This window comes from Curtobacterium sp. MCJR17_020 (genome assembly GCF_003234365.2).
Classification (GTDB): Bacteria; Actinomycetota; Actinomycetes; order Actinomycetales; family Microbacteriaceae; genus Curtobacterium.
Window position 1 is genome coordinate 101,021 of the sequence record NZ_CP126261.1, and the last position, 20,148, is coordinate 121,168.

Annotated in this window: 25 protein-coding genes and 3 pseudogenes; 12 read left to right on the plus strand and 16 right to left on the minus strand. The window is 66.4% G+C overall.

Annotated features, from left to right (window positions below; all coding sequences use genetic code 11):
* Position 1: 1 nt before the first annotated feature.
* From DEJ14_RS19190 to DEJ14_RS19205, 4 genes are all read left to right on the plus strand, one after another.
* Entirely contained in the window at positions 2-235 is a 234-nt protein-coding gene (locus DEJ14_RS19190) for a hypothetical protein (protein WP_258373248.1), read from the plus strand.
* Between the two features lie 78 nt (positions 236-313).
* Positions 314-1,498, plus strand: a complete 1,185-nt coding sequence (locus DEJ14_RS19195; RefSeq protein ID WP_258373249.1) for a low temperature requirement protein A — start codon at positions 314-316, stop codon at positions 1,496-1,498.
* Positions 1,499-1,650: 152 nt separating this feature from the next.
* Complete coding sequence (locus DEJ14_RS19200; protein ID WP_111085142.1) at positions 1,651-2,145, plus strand: winged helix-turn-helix domain-containing protein; 495 nt, start codon at positions 1,651-1,653, stop codon at positions 2,143-2,145.
* Between the two features lie 694 nt (positions 2,146-2,839).
* Positions 2,840-3,454 (plus strand): DUF6766 family protein, encoded by a 615-nt coding sequence (locus DEJ14_RS19205; RefSeq protein ID WP_284180448.1) that lies wholly within the window; start codon positions 2,840-2,842, stop codon positions 3,452-3,454.
* 686 nt (positions 3,455-4,140) lie between these two features.
* Here DEJ14_RS19205 and DEJ14_RS19210 read toward each other — a convergent pair.
* Positions 4,141-4,419 (minus strand): hypothetical protein, encoded by a 279-nt coding sequence (locus DEJ14_RS19210; protein WP_111085145.1) that lies wholly within the window; start codon positions 4,417-4,419, stop codon positions 4,141-4,143.
* A 227-nt stretch (positions 4,420-4,646) separates the two neighbouring features.
* Between DEJ14_RS19210 and DEJ14_RS19215 the strand changes: the two genes are divergently transcribed.
* Positions 4,647-5,603, plus strand: coding sequence for a helix-turn-helix domain-containing protein (locus tag DEJ14_RS19215; RefSeq protein WP_111085146.1), 957 nt, complete (start codon positions 4,647-4,649; stop codon positions 5,601-5,603).
* A 19-nt stretch (positions 5,604-5,622) separates the two neighbouring features.
* Here the strand turns inward: DEJ14_RS19215 and DEJ14_RS19220 are convergent, their stop codons facing one another.
* The 3 genes from DEJ14_RS19220 to DEJ14_RS19230 form a co-directional block, all read right to left on the minus strand.
* The gene (locus tag DEJ14_RS19220) at positions 5,623-6,534 is read right to left on the minus strand and encodes an NAD(P)-dependent oxidoreductase (RefSeq protein ID WP_181437505.1); all 912 of its coding nucleotides are present in this window, start codon (positions 6,532-6,534) and stop codon (positions 5,623-5,625) included.
* Between the two features lie 245 nt (positions 6,535-6,779).
* Positions 6,780-7,037, minus strand: a complete 258-nt coding sequence (locus tag DEJ14_RS19225; protein ID WP_111085148.1) for a hypothetical protein — start codon at positions 7,035-7,037, stop codon at positions 6,780-6,782.
* Between the two features lie 41 nt (positions 7,038-7,078).
* Entirely contained in the window at positions 7,079-7,510 is a 432-nt protein-coding gene (locus DEJ14_RS19230; protein WP_111085149.1) for an Hsp20/alpha crystallin family protein, read from the minus strand.
* A gap of 276 nt (positions 7,511-7,786) precedes the next feature.
* Between DEJ14_RS19230 and DEJ14_RS19235 the strand changes: the two are divergent.
* Positions 7,787-8,303, plus strand: a pseudogene (locus DEJ14_RS19235) (TnsB C-terminal domain-containing protein); the annotation flags it as partial.
* A 381-nt stretch (positions 8,304-8,684) separates the two neighbouring features.
* Complete coding sequence (locus DEJ14_RS19550; protein ID WP_111085150.1) at positions 8,685-8,972, plus strand: zinc ribbon domain-containing protein; 288 nt, start codon at positions 8,685-8,687, stop codon at positions 8,970-8,972.
* A 338-nt stretch (positions 8,973-9,310) separates the two neighbouring features.
* On the opposite strand, the gene DEJ14_RS19240 is transcribed toward DEJ14_RS19550, so the two are convergent.
* Entirely contained in the window at positions 9,311-9,523 is a 213-nt protein-coding gene (locus DEJ14_RS19240; protein WP_111085151.1) for a hypothetical protein, read from the minus strand.
* Positions 9,524-9,576: 53 nt separating this feature from the next.
* On the opposite strand from DEJ14_RS19240, the gene DEJ14_RS19245 reads away from it, so the two are divergent.
* The gene (locus DEJ14_RS19245; protein WP_111085152.1) at positions 9,577-9,861 is read left to right on the plus strand and encodes a hypothetical protein; all 285 of its coding nucleotides are present in this window, start codon (positions 9,577-9,579) and stop codon (positions 9,859-9,861) included.
* A gap of 161 nt (positions 9,862-10,022) precedes the next feature.
* Here the strand turns inward: DEJ14_RS19245 and DEJ14_RS19250 are convergent, their stop codons facing one another.
* From DEJ14_RS19250 to DEJ14_RS19265, 4 genes are all read right to left on the minus strand, one after another.
* Positions 10,023-10,208 carry a hypothetical protein gene (locus tag DEJ14_RS19250; protein ID WP_111085153.1) on the minus strand — a complete coding sequence of 62 codons (186 nt, stop codon included), beginning with the start codon at positions 10,206-10,208 and terminating at the stop codon, positions 10,023-10,025.
* A 40-nt stretch (positions 10,209-10,248) separates the two neighbouring features.
* The gene (locus DEJ14_RS19255; protein ID WP_111085154.1) at positions 10,249-10,641 is read right to left on the minus strand and encodes a single-stranded DNA-binding protein; all 393 of its coding nucleotides are present in this window, start codon (positions 10,639-10,641) and stop codon (positions 10,249-10,251) included.
* Positions 10,642-10,965: 324 nt separating this feature from the next.
* The gene (locus DEJ14_RS19260) at positions 10,966-11,463 is read right to left on the minus strand and encodes a SipW-dependent-type signal peptide-containing protein (RefSeq protein ID WP_181437506.1); all 498 of its coding nucleotides are present in this window, start codon (positions 11,461-11,463) and stop codon (positions 10,966-10,968) included.
* Positions 11,464-12,133: 670 nt separating this feature from the next.
* Positions 12,134-12,712, minus strand: coding sequence for a signal peptidase I (locus tag DEJ14_RS19265; protein ID WP_258373250.1), 579 nt, complete (start codon positions 12,710-12,712; stop codon positions 12,134-12,136).
* Positions 12,713-12,859: 147 nt separating this feature from the next.
* On the opposite strand from DEJ14_RS19265, the gene DEJ14_RS19270 reads away from it, so the two are divergent.
* Positions 12,860-13,237 carry a hypothetical protein gene (locus DEJ14_RS19270; protein WP_258373251.1) on the plus strand — a complete coding sequence of 126 codons (378 nt, stop codon included), beginning with the start codon at positions 12,860-12,862 and terminating at the stop codon, positions 13,235-13,237.
* An 8-nt stretch (positions 13,238-13,245) separates the two neighbouring features.
* On the opposite strand, the pseudogene DEJ14_RS19555 reads toward DEJ14_RS19270, so the two are convergent.
* Together DEJ14_RS19555 and DEJ14_RS19275 are read right to left on the minus strand one after the other, a co-directional pair.
* Positions 13,246-13,350 (minus strand): annotated as a pseudogene (locus DEJ14_RS19555) (hypothetical protein); the annotation flags it as partial.
* Between the two features lie 9 nt (positions 13,351-13,359).
* On the minus strand, positions 13,360-13,983 hold the full coding sequence (locus tag DEJ14_RS19275; protein WP_181437507.1) for a SipW-dependent-type signal peptide-containing protein: 624 nt from the start codon (positions 13,981-13,983) through the stop codon (positions 13,360-13,362).
* A 305-nt stretch (positions 13,984-14,288) separates the two neighbouring features.
* Between DEJ14_RS19275 and DEJ14_RS19560 the strand changes: the two are divergent.
* Positions 14,289-14,423 (plus strand): annotated as a pseudogene (locus DEJ14_RS19560) (transposase); the annotation flags it as partial.
* Between the two features lie 392 nt (positions 14,424-14,815).
* Here the strand turns inward: DEJ14_RS19560 and DEJ14_RS19280 are convergent.
* Both DEJ14_RS19280 and DEJ14_RS19285 read right to left on the minus strand, forming a co-directional pair.
* Positions 14,816-15,178 carry an SDR family NAD(P)-dependent oxidoreductase gene (locus DEJ14_RS19280; RefSeq protein WP_258373252.1) on the minus strand — a complete coding sequence of 121 codons (363 nt, stop codon included), beginning with the start codon at positions 15,176-15,178 and terminating at the stop codon, positions 14,816-14,818.
* A 19-nt stretch (positions 15,179-15,197) separates the two neighbouring features.
* Positions 15,198-15,554, minus strand: coding sequence for an SDR family NAD(P)-dependent oxidoreductase (locus DEJ14_RS19285; RefSeq protein ID WP_220036419.1), 357 nt, complete (start codon positions 15,552-15,554; stop codon positions 15,198-15,200).
* A 59-nt stretch (positions 15,555-15,613) separates the two neighbouring features.
* On the opposite strand from DEJ14_RS19285, the gene DEJ14_RS19290 reads away from it, so the two are divergent.
* Complete coding sequence (locus tag DEJ14_RS19290) at positions 15,614-16,141, plus strand: MarR family winged helix-turn-helix transcriptional regulator (protein WP_111085160.1); 528 nt, start codon at positions 15,614-15,616, stop codon at positions 16,139-16,141.
* 26 nt (positions 16,142-16,167) lie between these two features.
* Here DEJ14_RS19290 and DEJ14_RS19295 read toward each other — a convergent pair whose 3' ends face one another.
* From DEJ14_RS19295 to DEJ14_RS19305, 3 genes are all read right to left on the minus strand, one after another.
* On the minus strand, positions 16,168-16,743 hold the full coding sequence (locus tag DEJ14_RS19295) for a PIN domain-containing protein (RefSeq protein ID WP_111085161.1): 576 nt from the start codon (positions 16,741-16,743) through the stop codon (positions 16,168-16,170).
* Between the two features lie 32 nt (positions 16,744-16,775).
* Positions 16,776-17,198 carry an excisionase family DNA-binding protein gene (locus DEJ14_RS19300; protein ID WP_258373254.1) on the minus strand — a complete coding sequence of 141 codons (423 nt, stop codon included), beginning with the start codon at positions 17,196-17,198 and terminating at the stop codon, positions 16,776-16,778.
* A 269-nt stretch (positions 17,199-17,467) separates the two neighbouring features.
* A complete protein-coding gene (locus DEJ14_RS19305; RefSeq protein ID WP_111085200.1) occupies positions 17,468-18,649 on the minus strand; it encodes an IS30 family transposase in 1,182 nt (393 codons plus the stop codon).
* Between the two features lie 302 nt (positions 18,650-18,951).
* On the opposite strand from DEJ14_RS19305, the gene DEJ14_RS19310 reads away from it, so the two are divergent.
* Positions 18,952-20,100 (plus strand): ATP-binding protein, encoded by a 1,149-nt coding sequence (locus DEJ14_RS19310; RefSeq protein ID WP_111085163.1) that lies wholly within the window; start codon positions 18,952-18,954, stop codon positions 20,098-20,100.
* Positions 20,101-20,148 lie beyond the last annotated feature (48 nt).

Below are 20,148 nucleotides of genomic sequence, written 5' to 3' on the forward strand. Positions count from 1 at the left end.
GGTGATCAATGACTGGGGCACCCGCTACGTCGGCCACGACGGCGTGCGCCGGTGGGTGGGATCAGACGCCATAGGAATGAACGCCCGCATGCAAATTCTCACCACTACGACCGACGACCAGACCGTGACCGTCCGTTTCGACTGGAGCAGCAACAAGTTCTCCGGCAAGTCGACAGGCATCTTCATCGCACGGGACGGACGCCTGGCCTCGTTCACCATCCCGCCGGAACACTAACCAGTACGTCCAACCGCCCTACGGCCGACGAGCGACTCACGCCGAAGCGCAAGCCCACAAACGGGAGGAACGCCATCCATGACCAGTCCCACGGAAACTGATCCCCTGGCCGGTGGCCGTCGGCTCCTGCCGCGGATGAGACCCCGAGACCCGCACGAGGTCGGGCGGGCGGCAAGCCCGCTCGAGCTGTTCTTCGACCTCGTGTTCGTCGTCGCAGTGTCCCTGTCATCGCAGGCTCTGCACCACCTTGAGAGCGAGGGGCACGTCGCTACCGGAGCACTGTCGTACCTGATGGTGTTCTTCGCGATCTGGTGGGCATGGATGAACTTCACCTGGTTTGCCACGTCGTTCGCCACCGACGACTGGCTCTACCGGCTGATGACAATCCTGCAGATGGGCGGCGTCCTTGTCCTAGCGTCCGGCGCCGAAGCGGCGATGGTGCATTACGACTTCACCCTGGTCACCATCGGGTACGTCGTGATGCGTCTCGCCCTCGTCGGGCAGTGGCTTCGCGCGAGCCGCAGCCACCCGGATCTGCGGAACACCGCCTATCGGTACGCGGGCGGCATCGTGGCCGTGCAGGTGGCGTGGGTGGGCCGGCTGTTCTTGCCCGAGACGGCAGGCTTTGGAGGGTTCTTCATCCTGGTCGCAGCAGAAGTGCTCATCCCGGTGTGGGCCGAACGATGCGGCACCACACCTTGGAACCCGCACCACGTCAGAGAACGCTACGGCCTGTTCACCCTCATCCTCCTCGGCGAAAGCATTCTCGCCGCAACCAACGCCATCCTCGAAGCACTCCACGAGGGCCACCACATCCCCGACCTCATCGGGATCGCTGCCTGCGGGCTGATCATCGCCGCTGGGATGTGGTGGATCTACTTCGCCCACGAGCACCAACACCAGCCAGGGCTCGGCGGGTCGTTGCTATTCGGCTACTTCCACTACGTCATCTTCGCCGCCGCCGGTGCCTTCTCCGCCGGCATCGAAGTCACCATCGACGCCACAACCAGACACACCGACCTCCCTGCTGTACTCGCCGCCGGCACCCTCACCCTTCCGATAGCCCTGTTCATCGGAAGTGTTTGGTGGCTGACCCTCCGCCACGGCCTCACCAACATCGGCTCCATCACCGTCGCCTGCGGGGTGCTTGCCACTCTCGCCGCGACGCTGATCCCAGGACTCGTGGTCCTCGGATCCGCCATCGGCACCATCATCGCTGTCATCGCGTCCGAGACCTGCCGAACAGTAGCTGTCCACGGCTGAGGTCGTCCACGAGACAGCCATTGGCCGCGACGTGTGTGAGCAGCTTCGCTCTGCGTCGTCATTTTCGCTGCGGTCCGTGTCGGGTCAGGTGGTGCCAATGATGAGGGTGCTGCGGTGCCCGCCGCCTCCTCCGCGACGTCGTCTACGAGCAGATGCTCGAGGCGATCGAGAACGGCGCGCTCAAGGCAGGGGAGCGCCTGAACAATGAGGAGCTCACGAACTGGCTCGGTGTCTCTCGTACTCCGGTGCGGGAAGCGATCGCCCGGCTTGACTCCGAAGGTCTCGTGGAGATGGTCGCGAACCGGTACACCCGGGTCGACAGCCTCTCAGGCCCGGCGCACGACCAGGCACCCATGCTCCTCGCTGCGCTGCACGCCTGGGTGATCGACCACGCCGGCGAAGCGACCGCAGATGCACGGAAAACTGCGGCCGCTGCGGCGAGCAAGGTCACAGCCGGCATCGGCGTGCACGACGTCGACGCATACCGGGGCCTGCAGGAAGCGGTCGCGGCGCTCGTCGCCGGGTTCGACAACCCGCTCTACACGGCGACAGAGGCCGCGGTGCGTGGCCGGGTGAAGTTCCACGCCCCTGCCCCGGACGCGAACATCGACTGGGCTGCAACGGCTGGCGCCCTCGCGAAGATCTGACCGCCTGCGCTCAGCATCGGGCGCGACGCATCGCGGTTTGTCGCTGACGCTGTCACGTCGCGTCCGACATGAACGGTCACCGATCCCCTACCGGCCAGCGCCACGCGGTGCCGGTCGCGTTCGCTGAGCCACGGCTATCGACGCACCTAGCGTCATCAAGCCGTCGAATGCAGCTTTCGCACAACGGCCACGCATGTGTTCCACGCAGCTGCTCTGCGCCATCGCTCACGTCCGGGCAGTCGTCGAACCGGTGGTACACCCCCGGCGTTGCCGGTGTGTGGAAGGGCGGTACTTGCATGCAGGCTCCTTTGCCGAGCGTCCTGTCTACCGCGCACCCCCTGGGGACAGCAGCGCGGAGCAACGCGGCCGGATCGGTCCGGCAGCCCACGGTTCGTGTGCGGCCGATGCTGCTCAGCACGTTTGCCAAGCGATCGCTTCGGAGCCGCACGGCACGACGGTCGGGCCGGGGCCATTGTCATTCGTTGCGTGCGGCGAACTCCGCTGGCCGGTACTGCGATGGCTACGCTCGCAGCACGATGTCGGGCTCAGTACGCGTCGTGATCGCTCCGGGACCTTGCGGCCTCTCGCCGCTACGGGAGCGGTGGGAGGGTGAGTCGTGAGTGTTTTTCTTCGGGGGCGGCCCCGGGAGTGGCCCTGGCTGCGCCGGAATGGTTTGGTTGTTGTCAACGCAGCCGTGTTCTTCCTCTGCTTCCTCGGCATGGTGTTCGCCGGTTGGCGGGTCGCGGGTCATGACGCCTTGCTGCACGGGCAGACCGCCGAGACGCTCTGGGCGTTTCTGTCGAGCGGTGATTTCGCCGAGGCGACGTTTGAGAACTGGGAGAGCGAGTTTCTCCAGATGGGCTCGTATGTTGTCCTGACGACGTTCCTGTTCCAGAAGGGATCGAGTGAGTCGAAGCCCCTCAACAACGACGCACCGCAAAATGCCGATCCACGGGAACACGCAGACGACTCGCGCGCTCCATGGCCGGTTCGCCGCGGCGGCATCGTCTTGATCTGCTACGAGAACTCCCTCGTGATCCTGTTCGGGGTGCTGTTCTTCGCCAGCGTGGTCGGGCACGTCGTCGGCGGTGCGGCTGCATACAACGAGGATCAAACGGACCATGGTGCGGCCGTGATCACCGCGTGGCAGTACCTCGGCACGAGTCAGTTCTGGTTCGAGTCGATGCAGAACTGGCAGTCGGAGTTCCTGGTCATCTCCGTGATGGTCATCGCGACCGTGTGGCTCCGCCAGCGCGGATCAAGCCAGTCAAAGCCCGTCGCCGCCCCGCACACAGAAACCGGCGACTGACCCGCACTCGCACCGACCCGCGCCGCAAGACGGCTGACCAGGGCGTAGTAGGGACATTCCACGCGCACGAGCGGATCGGGAGGGCGGCTTCCACAGCCTCGCTGCCTCGCTGCCTCGGTCCGGGTGCATTAAGACGGTGCGGCCGCGCCACGGACGGCCTATCGTGGGCGGCAGGTGACCGATGCCCCTGGCCGCCGGAACGATCGCATTGTCCGATGCCGGCCGGAGACAGACATGACCCTCAGCAGCAAACCGCTACTCGCACGATGGCGGCCCATCCATGAGTGACGCGGATCTGCGTTGGAGCGTCCTCGATGCGGACACATGGGAAGCGCATGCCGGACTTCAGCACGTTGGGAACGTGCGGCGCACGTCGGCGTATGCCGTCGGGTACGCCGTTCAGCTCGCGGAGGGTGACCTGATCGGGAGCCACACCAGTTTCGAAAGTGCGCAGGCGCAGCTTGACGCGTTCGCACGGTGGCAGTCTGGCGCTCAACCGGCGCTGTGACCGACGACGCTGAGCGCCCGCACGGGCGAAGCGCAGAGTTCAGGCATGACAGAACGAGGGCGGCCGCACTGTCGGTCGCTGGTCATCTCACTGCTCATGGCGGCCAGCGGGCTTCCGGGACGCGTCTCCGGAAGCCGTGCGTTAGGCCGCAACGGCTTCGCTCGGCTCGGCTCGGTGCTTACCGTGTGTGGAGTGCGCGTGTTCGGCGGCTCAGGTCGGCAACGAACGACGCGTCCGGGCTTTCGAGCAGGTCGTCGTCTGCTCGCATCGACCGGAGCCGGGTAGCCGGCCCGACGAAGAGTCGCTCCCACATGAGGGCGCCGTCCTCATCGATCGCTGGCAGCTCGACTTCGTCGGCGCACCACGCCAGCTCCAAGGATGCGAAGTACGCCAGCAGCGCTCGCGCTGCCGCGTCGCTGGTGAGCATCATCTGGGTGTCGTGGAAGACGTATTGCACGTTGGGCTCTTCGCTTGCAGCAGGGGCCGGGGAAGGTTCGCCGGACTGCGGATGGAAGGCCGAAGTCCGGGGCCGCTGAAGTTCTGAGCGTATCCCGTCGGCCGCGCGCTAAACACAGACACCGCGCCTCTCGCGCCACGGTGGTCGCGGACGGGAGCAAGCCCGCGGGACAGAACTGAACTGCGCAGTCCGGATGATCGCCCGAAACCTTTGGCATTGTGGAAGGTATGGCGGTGGAGGAGCATCGGGAAGCGATGTCGGGTCGCGTTGACGAGTTCGAGGCTCGACTCGCAACCGTGTTCGGGCGGGTACCGGATGGTGGCACGCATCGGCTTGAGCTGCGACGCGCTGGGGACGATGACGTGTCGATCACACGAGTGTTGTGTGATGCCGGCCGGGCGGGGAGCGTGGAACAGCCAACACACCACCTCCTTGTCGCCGTTGGGGACGGGGACGCCACGTTCACCGCTGATGACGGTGAGGTATTCACGGCGTCTCCTGAGGTCCCTGTTCTGCTGCGTGCGGGAACCCGGTACTCCTACGTCGTCACCGGAACGCGGCTGGCGTTACTGCAAATCTCCGACCAGCTGTTGCAAGCCGCCGGCACCTCCGCACGTGGTGCACGGCCGGACCGGGTGATGTTGTCGCAGCCACGAACCGAGGAGGACTGCCGGTCACTGCTCGCACTGATCCGCGACGCCGGTCACGTGATCAGCGGTCCGAGCATCAGCGTCCCCGCGAGGATCCGCCTCCACGACACCATCGCCAACCATGTGCTGTCGGTGCTGACAGCCGACACCACTGCCGCCCCTTCCGGACTGTTCGGTCACGTCGCGACCGCTGACTCCTTGATCCGGCGACAGCTGCCGGCGCCGGTCGCGCCGGCAGAACTCGCGGCCGCGGCCAGGATCAGCCTTCGTACCTTGCAGCAAGCGTTCCAAGAACAACTCGATCAGACCCCCACCGAGTACGTCCGCGCCGCCCGACTCGACCTCGCACGCGACGCACTCGCCGGGGCGGACGCGGACGCGACGGTGACAAGCGTGGCGGTGGCGTGTGGGTTCCGGCACCTTGGCCGTTTCGCCGCCGCATACAGCGAACGGTTCGGGGAACAGCCCCGAGATACCCTCCGGCACGGCCGGCAGTCCGCAACACGTATCGAGGCCGCGCAGTCGCGACGGTAATCCGGTGCGCCTGTGCTCGTCACCGGCGGAGCTGCTGGTCCGCGCGCTCTTCGAGCAGCCGCACGGCAAGGAGCTCGCCGAGCCGGTCACCGTACCGGTCCAGCGCTTCCCGGTGAAGCACCGCTGAGGCATCGAGCACCGGGCTGTCGACACCACTATCCGCCCGGAGGGACGCGACGATGTCGAGTTCCTCGACGACACGGTCGATCCCGAAGGTGGTGAGGTAGTCCCCGTCCAAGAGCCGGCCGGCGTCGTGTTCGAGGAACTGGCTCGAGCCGGCACTGCCGCGCAGCAGCCGATGCAGGTGCTCGGTCGGGAGCCCCAGCTTGGTGCCGATCAGCATCGCCTCGGATGCGGCGGCGGCGTTCGCGAACCACAGCGCGTTAGCAAGGAGCTTCACGATCTGGCCGTCCTCGACGCGATCGCCAACACGGCGAATCCCATTGGGAGCGGCAAGGCGCGCCATGATCGGGAGTGCTCGCTCGACCGCGGCGGCGGTGCCACTGACGAAGAACCCCAACTCCGCAGCTGCTGCTTCCGCAGGCGAGCCGCCCATCGGCGCACTCACCACCTGCACGCCCCAAACGGCCGCCTCCTGCGCGAGCGACAGCGTCGTCTCCGGCGACCCGGAGGTGCAGTCGATCCACAACGACCCCGGCGCGAGCGATGGAAGCGCCAAACAGGCGACGTCGTTGAGTTCTCGAGGGCCTGGAAGCACGGTGACGAGTACCTCGCACGAGACCGCCAGGTCCTCGACCGAGTCGGCCCACTCGACGCCGTTGCCATCGAACGCGCGCATCCGGCCGCGATCGATGTCGTAGACCGCGATCGAGAACGAGCGCTGCAATGCACGTGCGATCGGCGCGCCCATTCGCCCGACACCGACAACCCCGATCCGCCCCAATCTCGTTGCCGCTCGCACTTCGTCCATGCGCCCACTCTGTCCCATGCCGCGGGCCGCCAGCACCGTTCCAGCTCACCGCGGACGACCTCGCCGCGATCGACGCCCTCGACACGGGCGGCCGTGGCAGTATCCCGGTCGACTTCATCAACCTCGAACGCAACAAGGAGTGGCGACCACCGCAGACAGACGGGGGCCCGGTGCACGACGTGCACCGGGCCCCCGTCCGTCTGTTGCCGATTACCCGAGGCGATGGCCAGCCGCACCGACCATCATCACCGTCCCGTGTCCGTGTCATCCGCACGCGGCGGGTTGAACAGGCTCCAGTACGCACGGACGGCGCTCCAGCCTGCGATGAGCAGAACGGTGCCGGCGACCGCCGCGACCCAGGGCAGGACGGGCGAACGCTCCCAGAGCGAGGGGTCGGCGAGCCACAGCAGGAAGTTCCCCATGAGGCTCCCGGTCGCACCGAGCAGTGCCGCCGTGCGCCGGTCGAGGCTGGACAGCGTGAGCGCGATTGTCACCGCGGCCATAGCGGCGACGGCATTGACCATGTCGAACACCGCTGCGGCTCCTACTCCCCGGAGCCGACGGCGAGCTGCTCGCGACCGCCACCCGTGGTCACCGCGATCTTGCGCGGCTTCGCAGACTCCTTCACCGGGATGGTGACGCTCAGCACACCATTGTCGTAGCCGGCCTCGATGCGCTCGGAATCCAGCCCGTCACCGAGGGTGAGCTGGCGGACGTAGGTGCCCGGCTGTCGCTCCCTCGTGAGCCACTGCGACCCCTCCGGTGCGCCGAGGGTGCGCTCTGCACGGATGGTCAGGACAGAGCCGTCCACGTCGATGTCGACAGAGCCCGGGTCGATGCCGGGCAGGTCGACGTCGAGGACGTAGTGGTCCCCCGTGCGGTACAGGTCCATCGGCATCGAGCGCGGCCCCGTGGACCCGAGGAGGGCACCAGCGAGACGGTCGAGCTCGCGGAACGGGTCGAGGTTCATCGTCATGGAAAACAACTCCTTCGTGTCTGCTGTTGAGTCCCCTCGACTCAACTGTCAACGTTCTAGCACTCGACCCTTGAGAGTGCCAAAAACTCGCTCGGAAAATGCTCGGAGCGCCTCCGCGGGATCTCTCCCTGCGGCGACCAAAGGCAGGCGCTCGAGACGACGAGTTAGCTCGCCACCGTGCTGGGCGCCCGGTGACCGATCGGCTACCGGGACGAGATCACGACACGGAGCGCGGCGAGAACGACGACACCGGACGAAGCTGCTCACACCTCCCGTCGCTCTGACAGCGGCCAGCGGCACACGCCTCCCGAACTGATTCGACTCGTCGAGGGGTTGGCGCTGTCGCGGCCGCGACCATCCGTCGCGACGCTGCACCGGCTCGTGGCCGAACGTGCAGCCAGCGAGGGAACAACCGCACCGTCGTACTCAACGGTGCGACGAATCATCCGAGGTCTCGACCCCGCGATGATCACGCTCGCCCTCGACGGGCCGACCTCGTACCGCGACAAACACGAACTGGTACTTCGGCGCCGAGCGAACCGTCCGAACCACGTCTGGCAAGCCGACCACACCATGCTCGACATCCTCATCCGAGGTGCCGATGACAAACCCGACCGGCCGTGGCTGACCGTCATCCTCGACGACCACTCGCGCGCCATCTGCGGGTACATGGTCTTCTCCGGCGCACCGTCGGCGATGAACACAGCGCTCGCGCTCCGGCAAGCGATCTGGCCTAAGCCCGATCCGGCCTGGGCAATGTGCGGCGTCCCCCGACGTGCTGCACGTCGATCACGTGGTTCTGTCAGTCTCGTTCAGGACCAGGGTGACGGTCTGATTCAGGACCACTTGGCTGCTGTGCGGTGTGTTGTGTCGGCTTGATTCAGGACCACCCGGACGGTTGTTTTGCGCGCTCACCGTGAGCGCGGGAAGCGTGGTGGTCGGATGGGAAGTCGCATGCAGCTGTTCGCTCAGATCCACCTTCGACGCCATCCTGGGTCCTCCCGTTCAAGCACATGACTGCTGACGGGACCACGTTCAGGTGGGGCCACTTATCTCCGACACAACCGCCCGGCGCGTCGGCAAGTGGAGCCACTCAACTCCGACAAACCGGGTCCAAACAACGCTGACAGAGACACTCATCCTTGTCCTCCGACGCTGGCGTAACGTCCGATCCATGTCAGGTGCCGGCGTTTCTTGCTTCCGGTGCGGGGCACCGCTCCCCGCCGACGCGGCGCGGTGCACCAGGTGCAGGACGCGGATCGGTTTCGCGGACGGAGCGCGGCCGACACCGCCAGTCCCGGTGCAGTGCGCGATGTGCAGCACCCTGCTCGATCCGCTGGCAGCGACGTGCCGGCGTTGTGGCGCGGTGCAGCCGCCGGCCGAGTGCCGGCACTGCGGATCGGCCATCCCACGCGACGGCCGTTACTGCGGAGAGTGCGGCCGAGAGCGATTCGGCATCTGACGGCGGGGTATCCGCTTAGCTCAGCGCCGGCTCGGCCGTCTTGTGCGAGTACGAAACGGCAAGCCCCATACGGCGGTGATTTCCTACAAGCCGCGGCCGCGACCGCCGAGCTGCAGTGACGTCGAGGAGGTCCTCGAGCGACGAGCTCGACGGCATAAGCGGATACGCCTCACCGCTTCTCGACGGCGCTGCTGGGGGCTTCCGTGGGTCGATCGACTCGGATACCCTGCCGTGGGGCTCGGTTAGAGCTTGCTCCTGTGTCCCCGGCTCGCCGTCCGTTCGCGGTGAGGTCGCGGCGGCGGTGCCGGACCAGTGGGGCACTGGCACCGCCGCCCGATCTACTTCCGCCAGATCGCGTTCGCGGCTGCGTGCTCCGGGCAGAAGTCCCCGAGCCGGCGCGCACCCTCGCCGTGGTCGGCGGTGAGCCACCCATGTTCCCGCGCGACGGTGCGTGCGCCGTCGATGCTGTCGCCGGGGAAGTCCATCGGCGCGATGAACGCCCCACAGGGGCGGAAGTCGCACCGCACCACGACGGTCTGCATGGCGCTCATGGTCCTATCCTCTCGCCGGCTGCGGTGTCGGCGCTGGTTCGTACGATCCACTCGTGGGATCACGTCGACGGGACCGGTACACCGCGCCAGAAGATGCGCGGTTCTCGCTGCCCCCGGAGGCGATCGGCGCACCCATCGAGGGCGCCGGACGCCATCCCGTACGCGCGTGGGTGCTCCGGAACGATGGCACCCTGCATCGCGTCGAAGCGGTCGCGGTGTCGTCGACGCCGGACGCCGTGTGCGTCCGCTGGCGTGACGGCAAGCACATGGTCCAGTCGTGGGTGTGGCGCACCGCAGTGCGCCACCGTGCACGACCGGCAGCAGTGGACGCGGCCTGACGTAGAAGAGGGCCAGCAGCGCCGGCCCTCTTCGTGATCGTGCGGACGAGTGCCACGCCCTATTCCTCGGCGGACAACGCCGCCAGCGGTGACTTCGCCTGGATCAGGGTCCGAGCGAACTCCCGGAACCGGCGAGTGTGCTCCTTGTGGCCACTGGTGAGCTACCCGCCCTGCAACGCCACGAACAGCTCGCCGCCGTGTGTCAGGGTGACCCGGACCATCGTCCGGCGGTAGTCAACCTCGTGGGCGTCCAGCAGCTCCACGAGGGCAACCGCATCGGGATTGAGAATCCCGTAGCCCGCCTCGGCCCCCTGAGTTGCATCCGTGCACAACGTGACTTCGATCATTGGTTCTTCTCCAGTCTCGACCGGCGCTTGGTCGTGCAGCTCACGCGGGCTGTGCCGGCGCTTCCCGCTCCCACACCACGGCCGGCTCGTCGGGCTGCTCTTCCTGCTTGGCCGGCAGGTTCGGCATAATGCCGAACCGGTCGGCCCGCAGGATGCGGTTGTACTGCGTCGTGTCGCCGTTCTTCCACGACTCGGTATGTTCCTTGCCGACGACGATCACGCCGGTGCCCTTGCTGAGGTTCGTGGCGGCGCTCTCGCCGGTCTCGAACCACGCCTCGACCAGGTGCGTGGTGGGGGCGTCGTCGCTGACCCGCTTCCCCGACCGGTAGCTGCCGGTGTTCTCGACCACGCGGAACCTGGTCACCTTGGCCTTGCCGACGTCCTGCACAACAGGATCGGCGGCGAGGTGGCCCCACACGGTGCGCTCAGCCATTGGTCCGGTCCTTGCTTGGGATGGCCACGCCGGTGGCCACTTCGGGGTAGATGGGTTCGAGCGGCCGGACAGCGCGAACGAGCCGGGTCACGGCAAAGCGGATCGCGATACCGACCAGGGATGCAGAGATGATCAGTACGGCCGAGGCGATGAGTACGCCGGCGTTGTAGTCCTGGTCCGCGGTGAGGGCTGACGTTCTGCGCCGCAGATTGCTCCTATCGGCTGGGGATCGGAGGACCAGCGTTGGGAAGGCGTTGCTCTGGCGAATGTGGCGACGGAGAAGGTTGCGGGGCTTCTTGTCGGCCGCATCGATGTTCGGTGCGGTCAGTTGAGGGTGCAGGTGTAGACACCGATGCCGATCAGGCCGGCGCTGACGCCTTGGGCACTGTTGGTGCTGATGGCTGTCCAGGTTCCGAGGACTGTTTGGGCTTGGATGACGAAGGAGTTCAGTGAGACGAGGTTGCCGATCGCGCCGGCGGTGATGATGGTCCGGTAGCGGCCAGTGCTGTCGGGTCCGGTTGTGGTGGTACCGCTGGGGGTGATGATGTTGGCGAGTTCGTGGGTGACGGTGCCGGATGCGGCCCATTGCACGTTCCCGGCGGTGAGAGTGGGGACGGCGGTTGTGGCGTAGTGCCAGGTGACGGTGATGTCCCCTGCCGTGTTGCCGCAGCTATCGAAGGTAGGGGCGGGCAGCGTGGCCGCGGTGAATTGTGCGGCGGCCGTTTCGGTGTCGGTCCACGCCGCGGCGGTGCCCTGGGGTACGAGGAGTACCGCGGAGAGCAGCCCGGCGATGGTGGCGGCGGTCCAGCGTGCCCGGTTCATGGTCGCCGTCTCCGCGTGCGTCTTGGCGCGAGGCGTGCCAGAAGTGTCCCGGCGGTGACGCTCAGTGCGGCGGCCAGAGCGCAGAGGGTCAGGTGTGTTCCGGTGTAGGCGAGTGTCCCGGTCGGTGTTCGGGTGTTCCGTGCGGGGGTGGGGTCGTCTCCTGTCGCGGACAGCTTGATGGTTACGGCGACCGTTTTGGGTCCCGCAGTTGAGACGGGTTGCGTGATCTGCGCGAGGAGGAACAGCTGTGCGGGGATGGTTATGGCTGCGGCGATTGGGGAAGCGGTGCCGGTGAGTTCGTTCATCGGAGTCGGCCGCACGATGCGGTGTTTCGTGGCGGGGCATGATGCCTGCTGCCATGCGGCGGTGCAGCTTGAAAGTGCGATTGTCAATGCGTGTGTGGGCGCGCCGGATGGTCCTGTTGCTGTCACGGCACCCAGCAGGGTTCGCACGGTGATCGGTGCTGTGGTGATTCCGATCTCCCAATAGGCCGGCGACTTTGGCGCAACGGTCATGGTGACTGGGGTGCCCGAGAGCCGGAGTGCTCCGTGGATGTCCTTGGGTGTTTTCGGTTCGGCTGCTGCGGCGGTGGGGAGTCCGACGATTAGTAGTGCGAGCGCTATCCCGGCCCAGAGCGGTCCGGTCCGGTGCGGTGTTGCCGGCGCGGTGCTCACGTGTCGCTGCGATCGTCGACGGTGTCTGGTGCGGGATTATCTGTGTCGGCGGCCTCGCGGTCGGGCCACAGGGACCACATGACGAGCGCGGCGACGCCGAGGGCGAGGCCGCCGACCACGGCGGGTTGTGACAGCCACACCACCGCGTACGCGAGGCGGGGAGCGGACCAGATGACCAGGCGCACGTGGCTCACCCGGTACGGGTTCGGGTCGGCTGCGTCATTCGCGTCGCCGCGCAACTGCAACGTCGCGGAACCGTCCGTGTTGGGTGTCACGGACACGACGCGGTGCGTGATGGGCAACTGTCCGGCCCGGTCGACTGTGACGACCTGGCCGACGTGTGCTTCCGCGGCCGGGATCTGTTTCACGATCGCGAGGGACCCGGTCGGGATCGTGGGAGCCATCGACCCGGTCCGGAACATGATCAAGGTGATGTGCAGCGTCAGCGCCAGGATCACGAGGATGATGCACACCGCACCACCCGCCGCTGCGACGTTGAACAGCAGCCCCCGGACCATCCGGAGCACACGCTCGCGGGGCCGTTGTTGCTGACGAGCTGGTGTCTGCGGGCTCATGCGCTTGGCGGGTTTCCGGTGAGAGACCATGTCGCGGTTGCGGTGGCGCCTTGCACCGTGCTGGGTGCGGTCGCGGGCAGTTGCACGATGAGGCAGTAGTACACCGCCGCTCCGGGTGCCCCAGCTGTCGCTGCGGGCAACGACCGCGTGTTCACCGGCACCGTCGACGCCAACCCAGTCACATACGTGGTTGTCGTGCCCGCGACCCAGGTACCCGAGCTACTCGGCGCGGACGTCGTCGTGCACCCGCCGACGGTATCGACGTACACCTTGTACGCCAGCGTCGACACCAGCGTGGCATTCCCCGCTGTCGCCGCGGACGACAACGACACGGAGCCGCCAAGCGAACCGGCCGCGGCACGCACCACCAGCGGCGCGGCAACCGTCAACCCCGGATACATCGCTGCCGCGTCGAACGTCAACGATGCCGCCGAACCCGACGGGTGGTCAGCGAACGCTGCCCCATCGGTCGACGACTGCATCGCAAAACTCCCCGCCGTGAATGATCCCGTTCCATACTCCTGATCCGTCCACTGCGCTACCGTCCCCGGCACCGTGACACCGGCAACAAGCCCGAGTGCCAGGACACCACGCAGGAGAACAGACCACCGCCGGAAGCGGCGACGTGTTCCACGCATGGCCGTCAGCTACTGCGACGCCGCCTGGAATTGCCACACCGCAGCACCCGTCTGTCCCGTGGCGAGATCAGCACCCGCGGTCACCACCAGACACAGGAACTGCGGCGCGCCAGCCGTGTCCGCGGTTGCCGCCGCCAGATCGAACGTCGTATCGGCCGGCACCGTGTCGATCGCGGTGCCCTCAGGGACCACCGACGTTCCCGCCGTGACGGCCGCAGCGTCGCACGTGAAGGAATCGACGGCGTAAATGCCGTAGGTCAAATCATCCACCGATCCGGTCGAGGTTCCCGCGGTCACCGTCACCGTTGCCGGCACCGTCGTCCCGGCAGCAAGCTCCACCGCATACGGGGAGTACGACACCATGTCTGGAGCTAACGACGCCGCGTTCACATCAAACGCCAACGCACCACCAGGGCTGGTCGCGTGGTCAGTGAATCCCTCGGCCGTGCTCACCTGACCCGCCAGCTCGAAGTCACCGCTCGAGGTGAACGTGCCATGCGCGAACTCATCGTCCTGCCACGCCGCCAACGTCACGACCGCCCCGACACCGAGCACCAGCCCTCCGGCCAACACCGCCAGCACCGTCTTCCGCCGCCGACGATCTCCACGTTGCGGTTGCGTTGCTGTACTCATGAGAACCCCTGATCGGTAAAACGGAGACATCATCATCTCCTGGCTACCCCCGACGATACGCTCGTATAGCGAAAACCACGCCCCCCGGACGAGGCACATAATCTGCGCACCACACTTCATAGCGAGGCATCGTTTGTTCCGCCCCGGGTCTGATGGAGGCTCTCAATGCACGGGGGGATGAGAGTCATGGGAGCACCGAGGAAGTACCCGGAGGAGCTTCGGGAACGAGCAATGAGGCTCGCGGTGGAAGCGCGCCGCGCCCCGAGTACCGAGGCGGCGCGTTGCGTCGGATCGGTGAGCAGCTAGGGATTAATCCGGAGACGCTGCGGAACTGGGTGCAGCAGGCCGACATCGATGCCGGCGACCGGCCTGGCGTGACCACGGACGACGCGGCCCGGATCGCGGAGTTGGAGCGTGAGGTCCGGGAGCTTCGCGCCGCACTCCAGTACCGGGAAATATCACTGATCTGTGGGGCGCAGCTACGGGGCCATCGGTGTTCCCCATTCTCGTCGCGGGACGTGGCCGCCATGCGTCCGGTTCGGGTCCGAACGCATGGCAGTTGTGGATTAGCGAGTCGTGTAGCCGCCGTTGGCGAAGATGGTCTGTCCGGTGATCCACCAGCCGCTGGTGGCTCCCGGCGCTGCTCGTGCTGGGACTCGTCGTGGCGGTGATCGCGGGAGCGCCGGCTCAAGGGTCGGGTGCGCGAGGCGGCGCCGGACGCCCGCGGGTGAGCTACCAGGCGCAGAAGGAAGTCGGCTCCGCTCGGGAGTCGACGTCCTTCGTACGATTCAGCGGGGTGCGCAGGTGACGAGGACCTTGCGCGGAGTCGCTGTCACCATGTGAGCTGCGTGTCGTCTTCGAAGACCGCGCCGGTGGGCCCGTCAGCGGGGAGTGTGGCGAGGCGGACGGCGACGGCGGCGCCCTCATCGGGCGTGCGGGTACCGCGGAAGTTGTTGAAGTCGGTCGCGACGTGGCCCGGGGCCGCTCCGTTGATCTTCAACGCGGTTCCCGCGAACTCGCGGGCGTAGTGCACGGTCAGGGCATTGAGGGCGGTCTTCGAGCTCGAGTACACCATCGAGGGCTGGCCCGCCCAGGCCCCCTCCTCGCCGATCGAACCGCGCTTGCTCGTCACGTTCACGATCCGCGGTGCGTTCGCCTTCGTCAGCAGGGGCAGGAACGCACTGATCATCCGCACGACGCCGAAGACGTTGACCTCATAGACGTTCTTGAAGTCGTCGACGTTCTCCTCGCTCGGCTTCGGGAGATTCTCCGTCGACCGGAACGTGAGGGTGTTGCCCCCCGGCGTTGTTCACCAGGACGTCGAGGCGGCCGAACTCGGCTGCAACCTCCGCCGCGAGGGCGTTGATCTGTTCCTGGTTCGTCACGTCGAGGACGACCGGGCGTACGCCACCGTCGATGGTGTCGGCGGCTGCTTGGCCGACCTCGGCGCTTCGTGCACCGAGGAGGACGGTGAAGCCTTCTCGTGCGAGGCCGCGAACGATCGCGATGCCGATGCCCTTGTTCCCACCGGTGACGAGGGCAATCTTCTGCGTGCTGCTCGGTGTTGTCATATCAACAGCATGCGTCCACTAGTGTTGATGCGTCAACACCAGTCCCGTAGGTTGGTCGCATGACCGTACCGCTGACTGAACAGGAACAACGCCTCTGGCATGCGTGGAAGATCGCGGCGGACAAAGTCCGGCAGCGTGTGGCCGAGGACCTCAAGGCTGGTTCGGGGTTGTCCGATCAGGACTTCGGGATTCTGACCCGGCTGGCCGAGCTGGGAGGCGGCAAGCTTCGGCAGAACGACCTCGGCGCTCTGTTGCGGTGGGATCGCACTCGCCTCTCCCACCAACTCACGCGGATGGAGAACCGCGGACTCGTCAGCCGCAGCGCGGTCGACGGCGGCGTCCTCGTACGAGTCACGGACGAGGGCGTGCGCCTCGTGCGTGTGGCCCGTCCGATCCACGCAGCCGCGGTGCGGGAACACCTACTGCAGCGCACCGAGGGCATCGATCACGCCGCACTACTTCGGGCCCTTGAACAGCTCGCACTCGCCCCCGACCCCGTCTCGATAGCCGATCCGCTACCGAACACCGATGGGGACGAGAGCTGCCCGACTGTGGCGCCACGGAGTGACCGGTTGCGGCAACAGTGACCACCAGGGGAACGATGTCCCCCGCCTCAGCGGCGTCCTCGAACACCGCTCGCGACCCGCAAGTGGCCTTCAACGCGTACCGCGAAGTCGGGACAACCTGCGTCAATGAGCGCTTGCTTCAGACTCTTCCGCTGTGGTTGCGAGTTCCAGTATTTGAGCTGCTTGAGCGCCACACTGCGCACACGATCCGGGACTGCATCGTCGACGAGACAGAAGAAGTCGTCGCACGTATACACCTCGTAAGGGGCGCGGTCGTCTTCCGTAAATCCCTGATCCTCCGTGAGCAGAACGTCCGCCTGACAGCCAACCGCGGCAGCGTGCACGTGGCGGTCGTCTGCGTCAGAGCCGGAGTAAGCAACGGAACCGTCGAAGTCTTGAAGCACCTCGTCAATTGACGCCAAGATCGCCTCACGAATGTGAACCGTCACCGCTCCGTCGGCGTCCCTCATGTGCCGCCGCAGCGTGTACAGTGCTTCGGCAAGAACATCCTCGGTTGTGTGCAGCTGGAACATCGCTGGGATCTCCGCGCGGAGCAGGCAAATCCAGTCGCGCAGCGTCCTACTCACGAACACGTTCGCGTCGACAAAGACTCGTTGCACCACCGTCTAACCGTAATGGCGAACGCCCAATAACTTCAGTCGAACGCCTCACCCGCGCGAAGGAGCTCATCGGCGGCGTCTCGGCGGCGATCCTCACGACGCTGCCGGAGGGCCAAGACGTCGTCTCGACGTAGACGGGTGTGCGTCTTCACCTTCGTCGCTGGGATCTCCCCAGCGGCGATCATCTTCATCAGAGTGGGGCGGGAGACGCCGAGCTGCTCAGCCGCGGTCGTCGTCGTCAGCTCTTCAGGGAGCGACGAAGTGAAGATAACTGAGCCACTCGCTGCGCTCCGGATCGCACTCTCAAGGAAGCGTGAGAGCTGAGCCGGGAGTTCCACCATCGCGCCATCTTCGAGAAGCAGCGCCATCCCACGAACGCGACGGTCGTGAGCTTCATCAACAGCCGTAGACGCTTCAGCTCTCACCACATCGTCGATCGCCAGCTGCTCAGTGAGCACGGATCGTACGGGTGCCACAACGGCCTCCAAGTCATGTCGAGTGTGGGGCTTGGCCCACACTAAACAACTTACACTCTTAACTGCAAGTGCCGGTTTGGGTGCCCGCCGGCCGTGACCACACCTGATTGGGCTACCTCGAGGCAGCGCATCTGGTGAGTGCGCTGCCTGCCCACTACGCGAGGGTCGAGCCCAGTGCTCATCTTGCATCGGGCTGCTGCAGTCGACATCGCGACTTGTTCCCGAGGCGTCTCGATAGCCGATCGGCGGTTTCAAGGGGTCGTTGCAACGGGTGGTTGTTTCGAGTCCGACAGTAGCTGTTCGAAGGCTTCTGCTGGGGTGCGGTAGCCGAGCGTTTTGCGAGGTCGGCCGTTGAGTTCGGTGGCGACCTCGAGGAGCCGTTCCGGGCTGTGGATGCTGAGGTCGGTGGACTTGGGGAAGTACTGCCGGAGTAAGCCGTTGGTGTTCTCGTTCGAGCCGCGCTGCCAGGGCTTGTGGGGGTCGCAGAAGTAGATCGCGAGGTTCGTGGCGAGGGTGATGTCCTTGTGACGGGCAAGCTCGGTCCCCTGATCCCACGTCAACGAGCGCCGCAGATGCTCCGGCAGGCTCTGAATGGTGGGGATCATCGCGTCACGGACCGCGTCGGCACTGTGCCCGTTGGGCAAGTGCAGCAGCATCACGTACCGGGTCGTGCGTTCGACGAGGGTGCCGATCGCGCTGCGGGCGTTGATCCCGACGATCAGGTCCCCTTCCCAGTGACCGGGAACAGCCCGGTCATCGGCTTCGGCGGGGCGTTCGCTGATCAGGATCATGTCGCGGATCTTCGACCACGACGCTTGCCGACGTTCACCGCGGTGCCGGCGGAGGGCTCGGCCGGTGCGGAGGTGTTTGTGCAGGTCAGCGCGCAGGTGGCCACGGCCCTGCACGAAGAGGGGCTGGTAGATCGTCTCGTGGGACACGTGCATCTCCGGCCGGTCGGGGAATGTCCTAGCCAGGTCATCACGGATCTGCTCCGGGGACCAGTTCCGCACCAACCGCAGCTCCACTTGCAGGGCAAGTTCGACCCGGTCCAGCTTCCGCGGTTTCGGCCGGCGCGCTCGTGCTCGGCATCGCTTCTCGGCGGAGTATGGGCGGTAGGTTCCACCGGCCGCGGCGTTCCTCGTGAGCTCGCGGCTGATCGTCGACGGCGACCGACCGAGTGCTTTGGCGATCGCGCACACGCCCTCACCGTCTTGGCGTAGGTCTGCGATCTGGAGCCGCTCTTCTTGGCTGAGGTACCTGTCGGAGCGGGGCGTGTGGGCGAACGGGTTCCGTCCGCCGGCTGCTTTGACCCATCGATATCCCTGACGTCGGTCCACGCCGACAGCATCACAGGCCGCCGTACGCCCAAGGCCCTGTCTCAATAGCTCCCAGAACCGCGCCTCCCGGGCACGGTGTTCCAGCCTCGATCCCATCTGCAACACTCCAAATCACGGTGGTGTTGCAACGACCGGCTGAACCCAAGGATCGCCTACCGTGCACATCGCGGCAGAGTGCCGGCGAACGCACTATCCGCTCGCCGGCGCGGACCTTGGTGTCGCAGCAGCCCCGCCCGGGCAAGTGCCCGGGGACGGGGCGCTGAACGAGATGCTCCGGGTCTGGCTGCCCTCGTCTAACAGGCCGTTGGACAGCTCCTGTCCCGGCGATATGCGCCAGACGCTTTCCCTCGATACTCTGTTATGAAACCCCTGCTTCATAACAGACGATCGGTGATTCGATGCAGCCAAGTCCCTACACCCCGGGCGAGATCGCTCGAACTGTCCCTGGGCGGGCTCAGCAGATCGCGGAGGTCGACGAGCGCCTGTCCACACTGGTTGATCTCGGCCGGCTGGTGGGCCGCATCCGGGTCGATCACGCAGCTCGCGGCTTCGGGAAAACCTCGCTCCTCCGGGAATATCAGCGTCATGCTGCGGCACGCGGTGCGGTCACGGTGTGGGTGACCGCAGGCGAAGAGCAGGGGCTCGTGGCGCAGATCGCCGCGGAGCTCCGGCGCGCTACCGAGGGGTTCGGCGAGAAGACCCGGGCAGTGCTTCGGAGCAGGATCGAGACGCTGCAGCTCTCCGTCGGGGTGCCGGGCATCGCGACCGCGACGGGCACCTTCCATCCGGCCGACAACAGCCAAGACCTCGAGCTGTCGGGGTCGCGGGCTCTCGAGGCCGTGATCGAAGCAGCGGCCAACGACTTCCCTCTGGTCATCCTCATCGACGAGATCCAATCCGCGGATCCGGTGGGGCTTCAGACGTTGGTCTACGCCTGGCAGCACCTGCAAGCCGAAGGCACCGATGTTCCTGCCGCGGTGTTCGCTGCCGGCCTTCCGAACGCTCCGGAGACCATCGCGGGGATCGTCACGTTCAGTGAACGCCTCGCTTACCGGCCACTCGGACCACTCCACCGCGACGCGGAAGAGATCGCGATCATCGGACCCGCACGGGCACTCGGGGTGCACTGGACCCCGCCCGCCGTCGACCGGGCACTGGAGATTGCGCAGGGGTACCCGTACTCCGTGCAGCTCATCGCGGACGCCGCTTGGGCTGCCGCGGGACGACCGGACCCGGGCGGCGTCATCGACGTCGGCGCCGTCGACCAAGGCCACATCGCGATGCAGGCCGATCTCGACGCCCTGTTCCGAGCCCGATGGTCCGCCTGCTCACCAGCCGAACGACGCATGCTCGCTGCAATCGCGAATCTCGGCGACGGCCCCGCTTCGCGCTCCGCGATCGCGGAAGCGCTCCACACCGGCAGCAATCAGCTCTCAACACCGCGGGCGCGCCTGATCGATAAGGGCCTCATCCAGCCGGCCGACCGCGGAATGCTCGAGTTCACCATCCCTGGCTTCGCAGCGTTCGTTCGCGATAACGAGGTGTAGCAGTTCCCGTTTCGATGCAGGAAACGGCGACCCTCTCTGTCAGGCTAA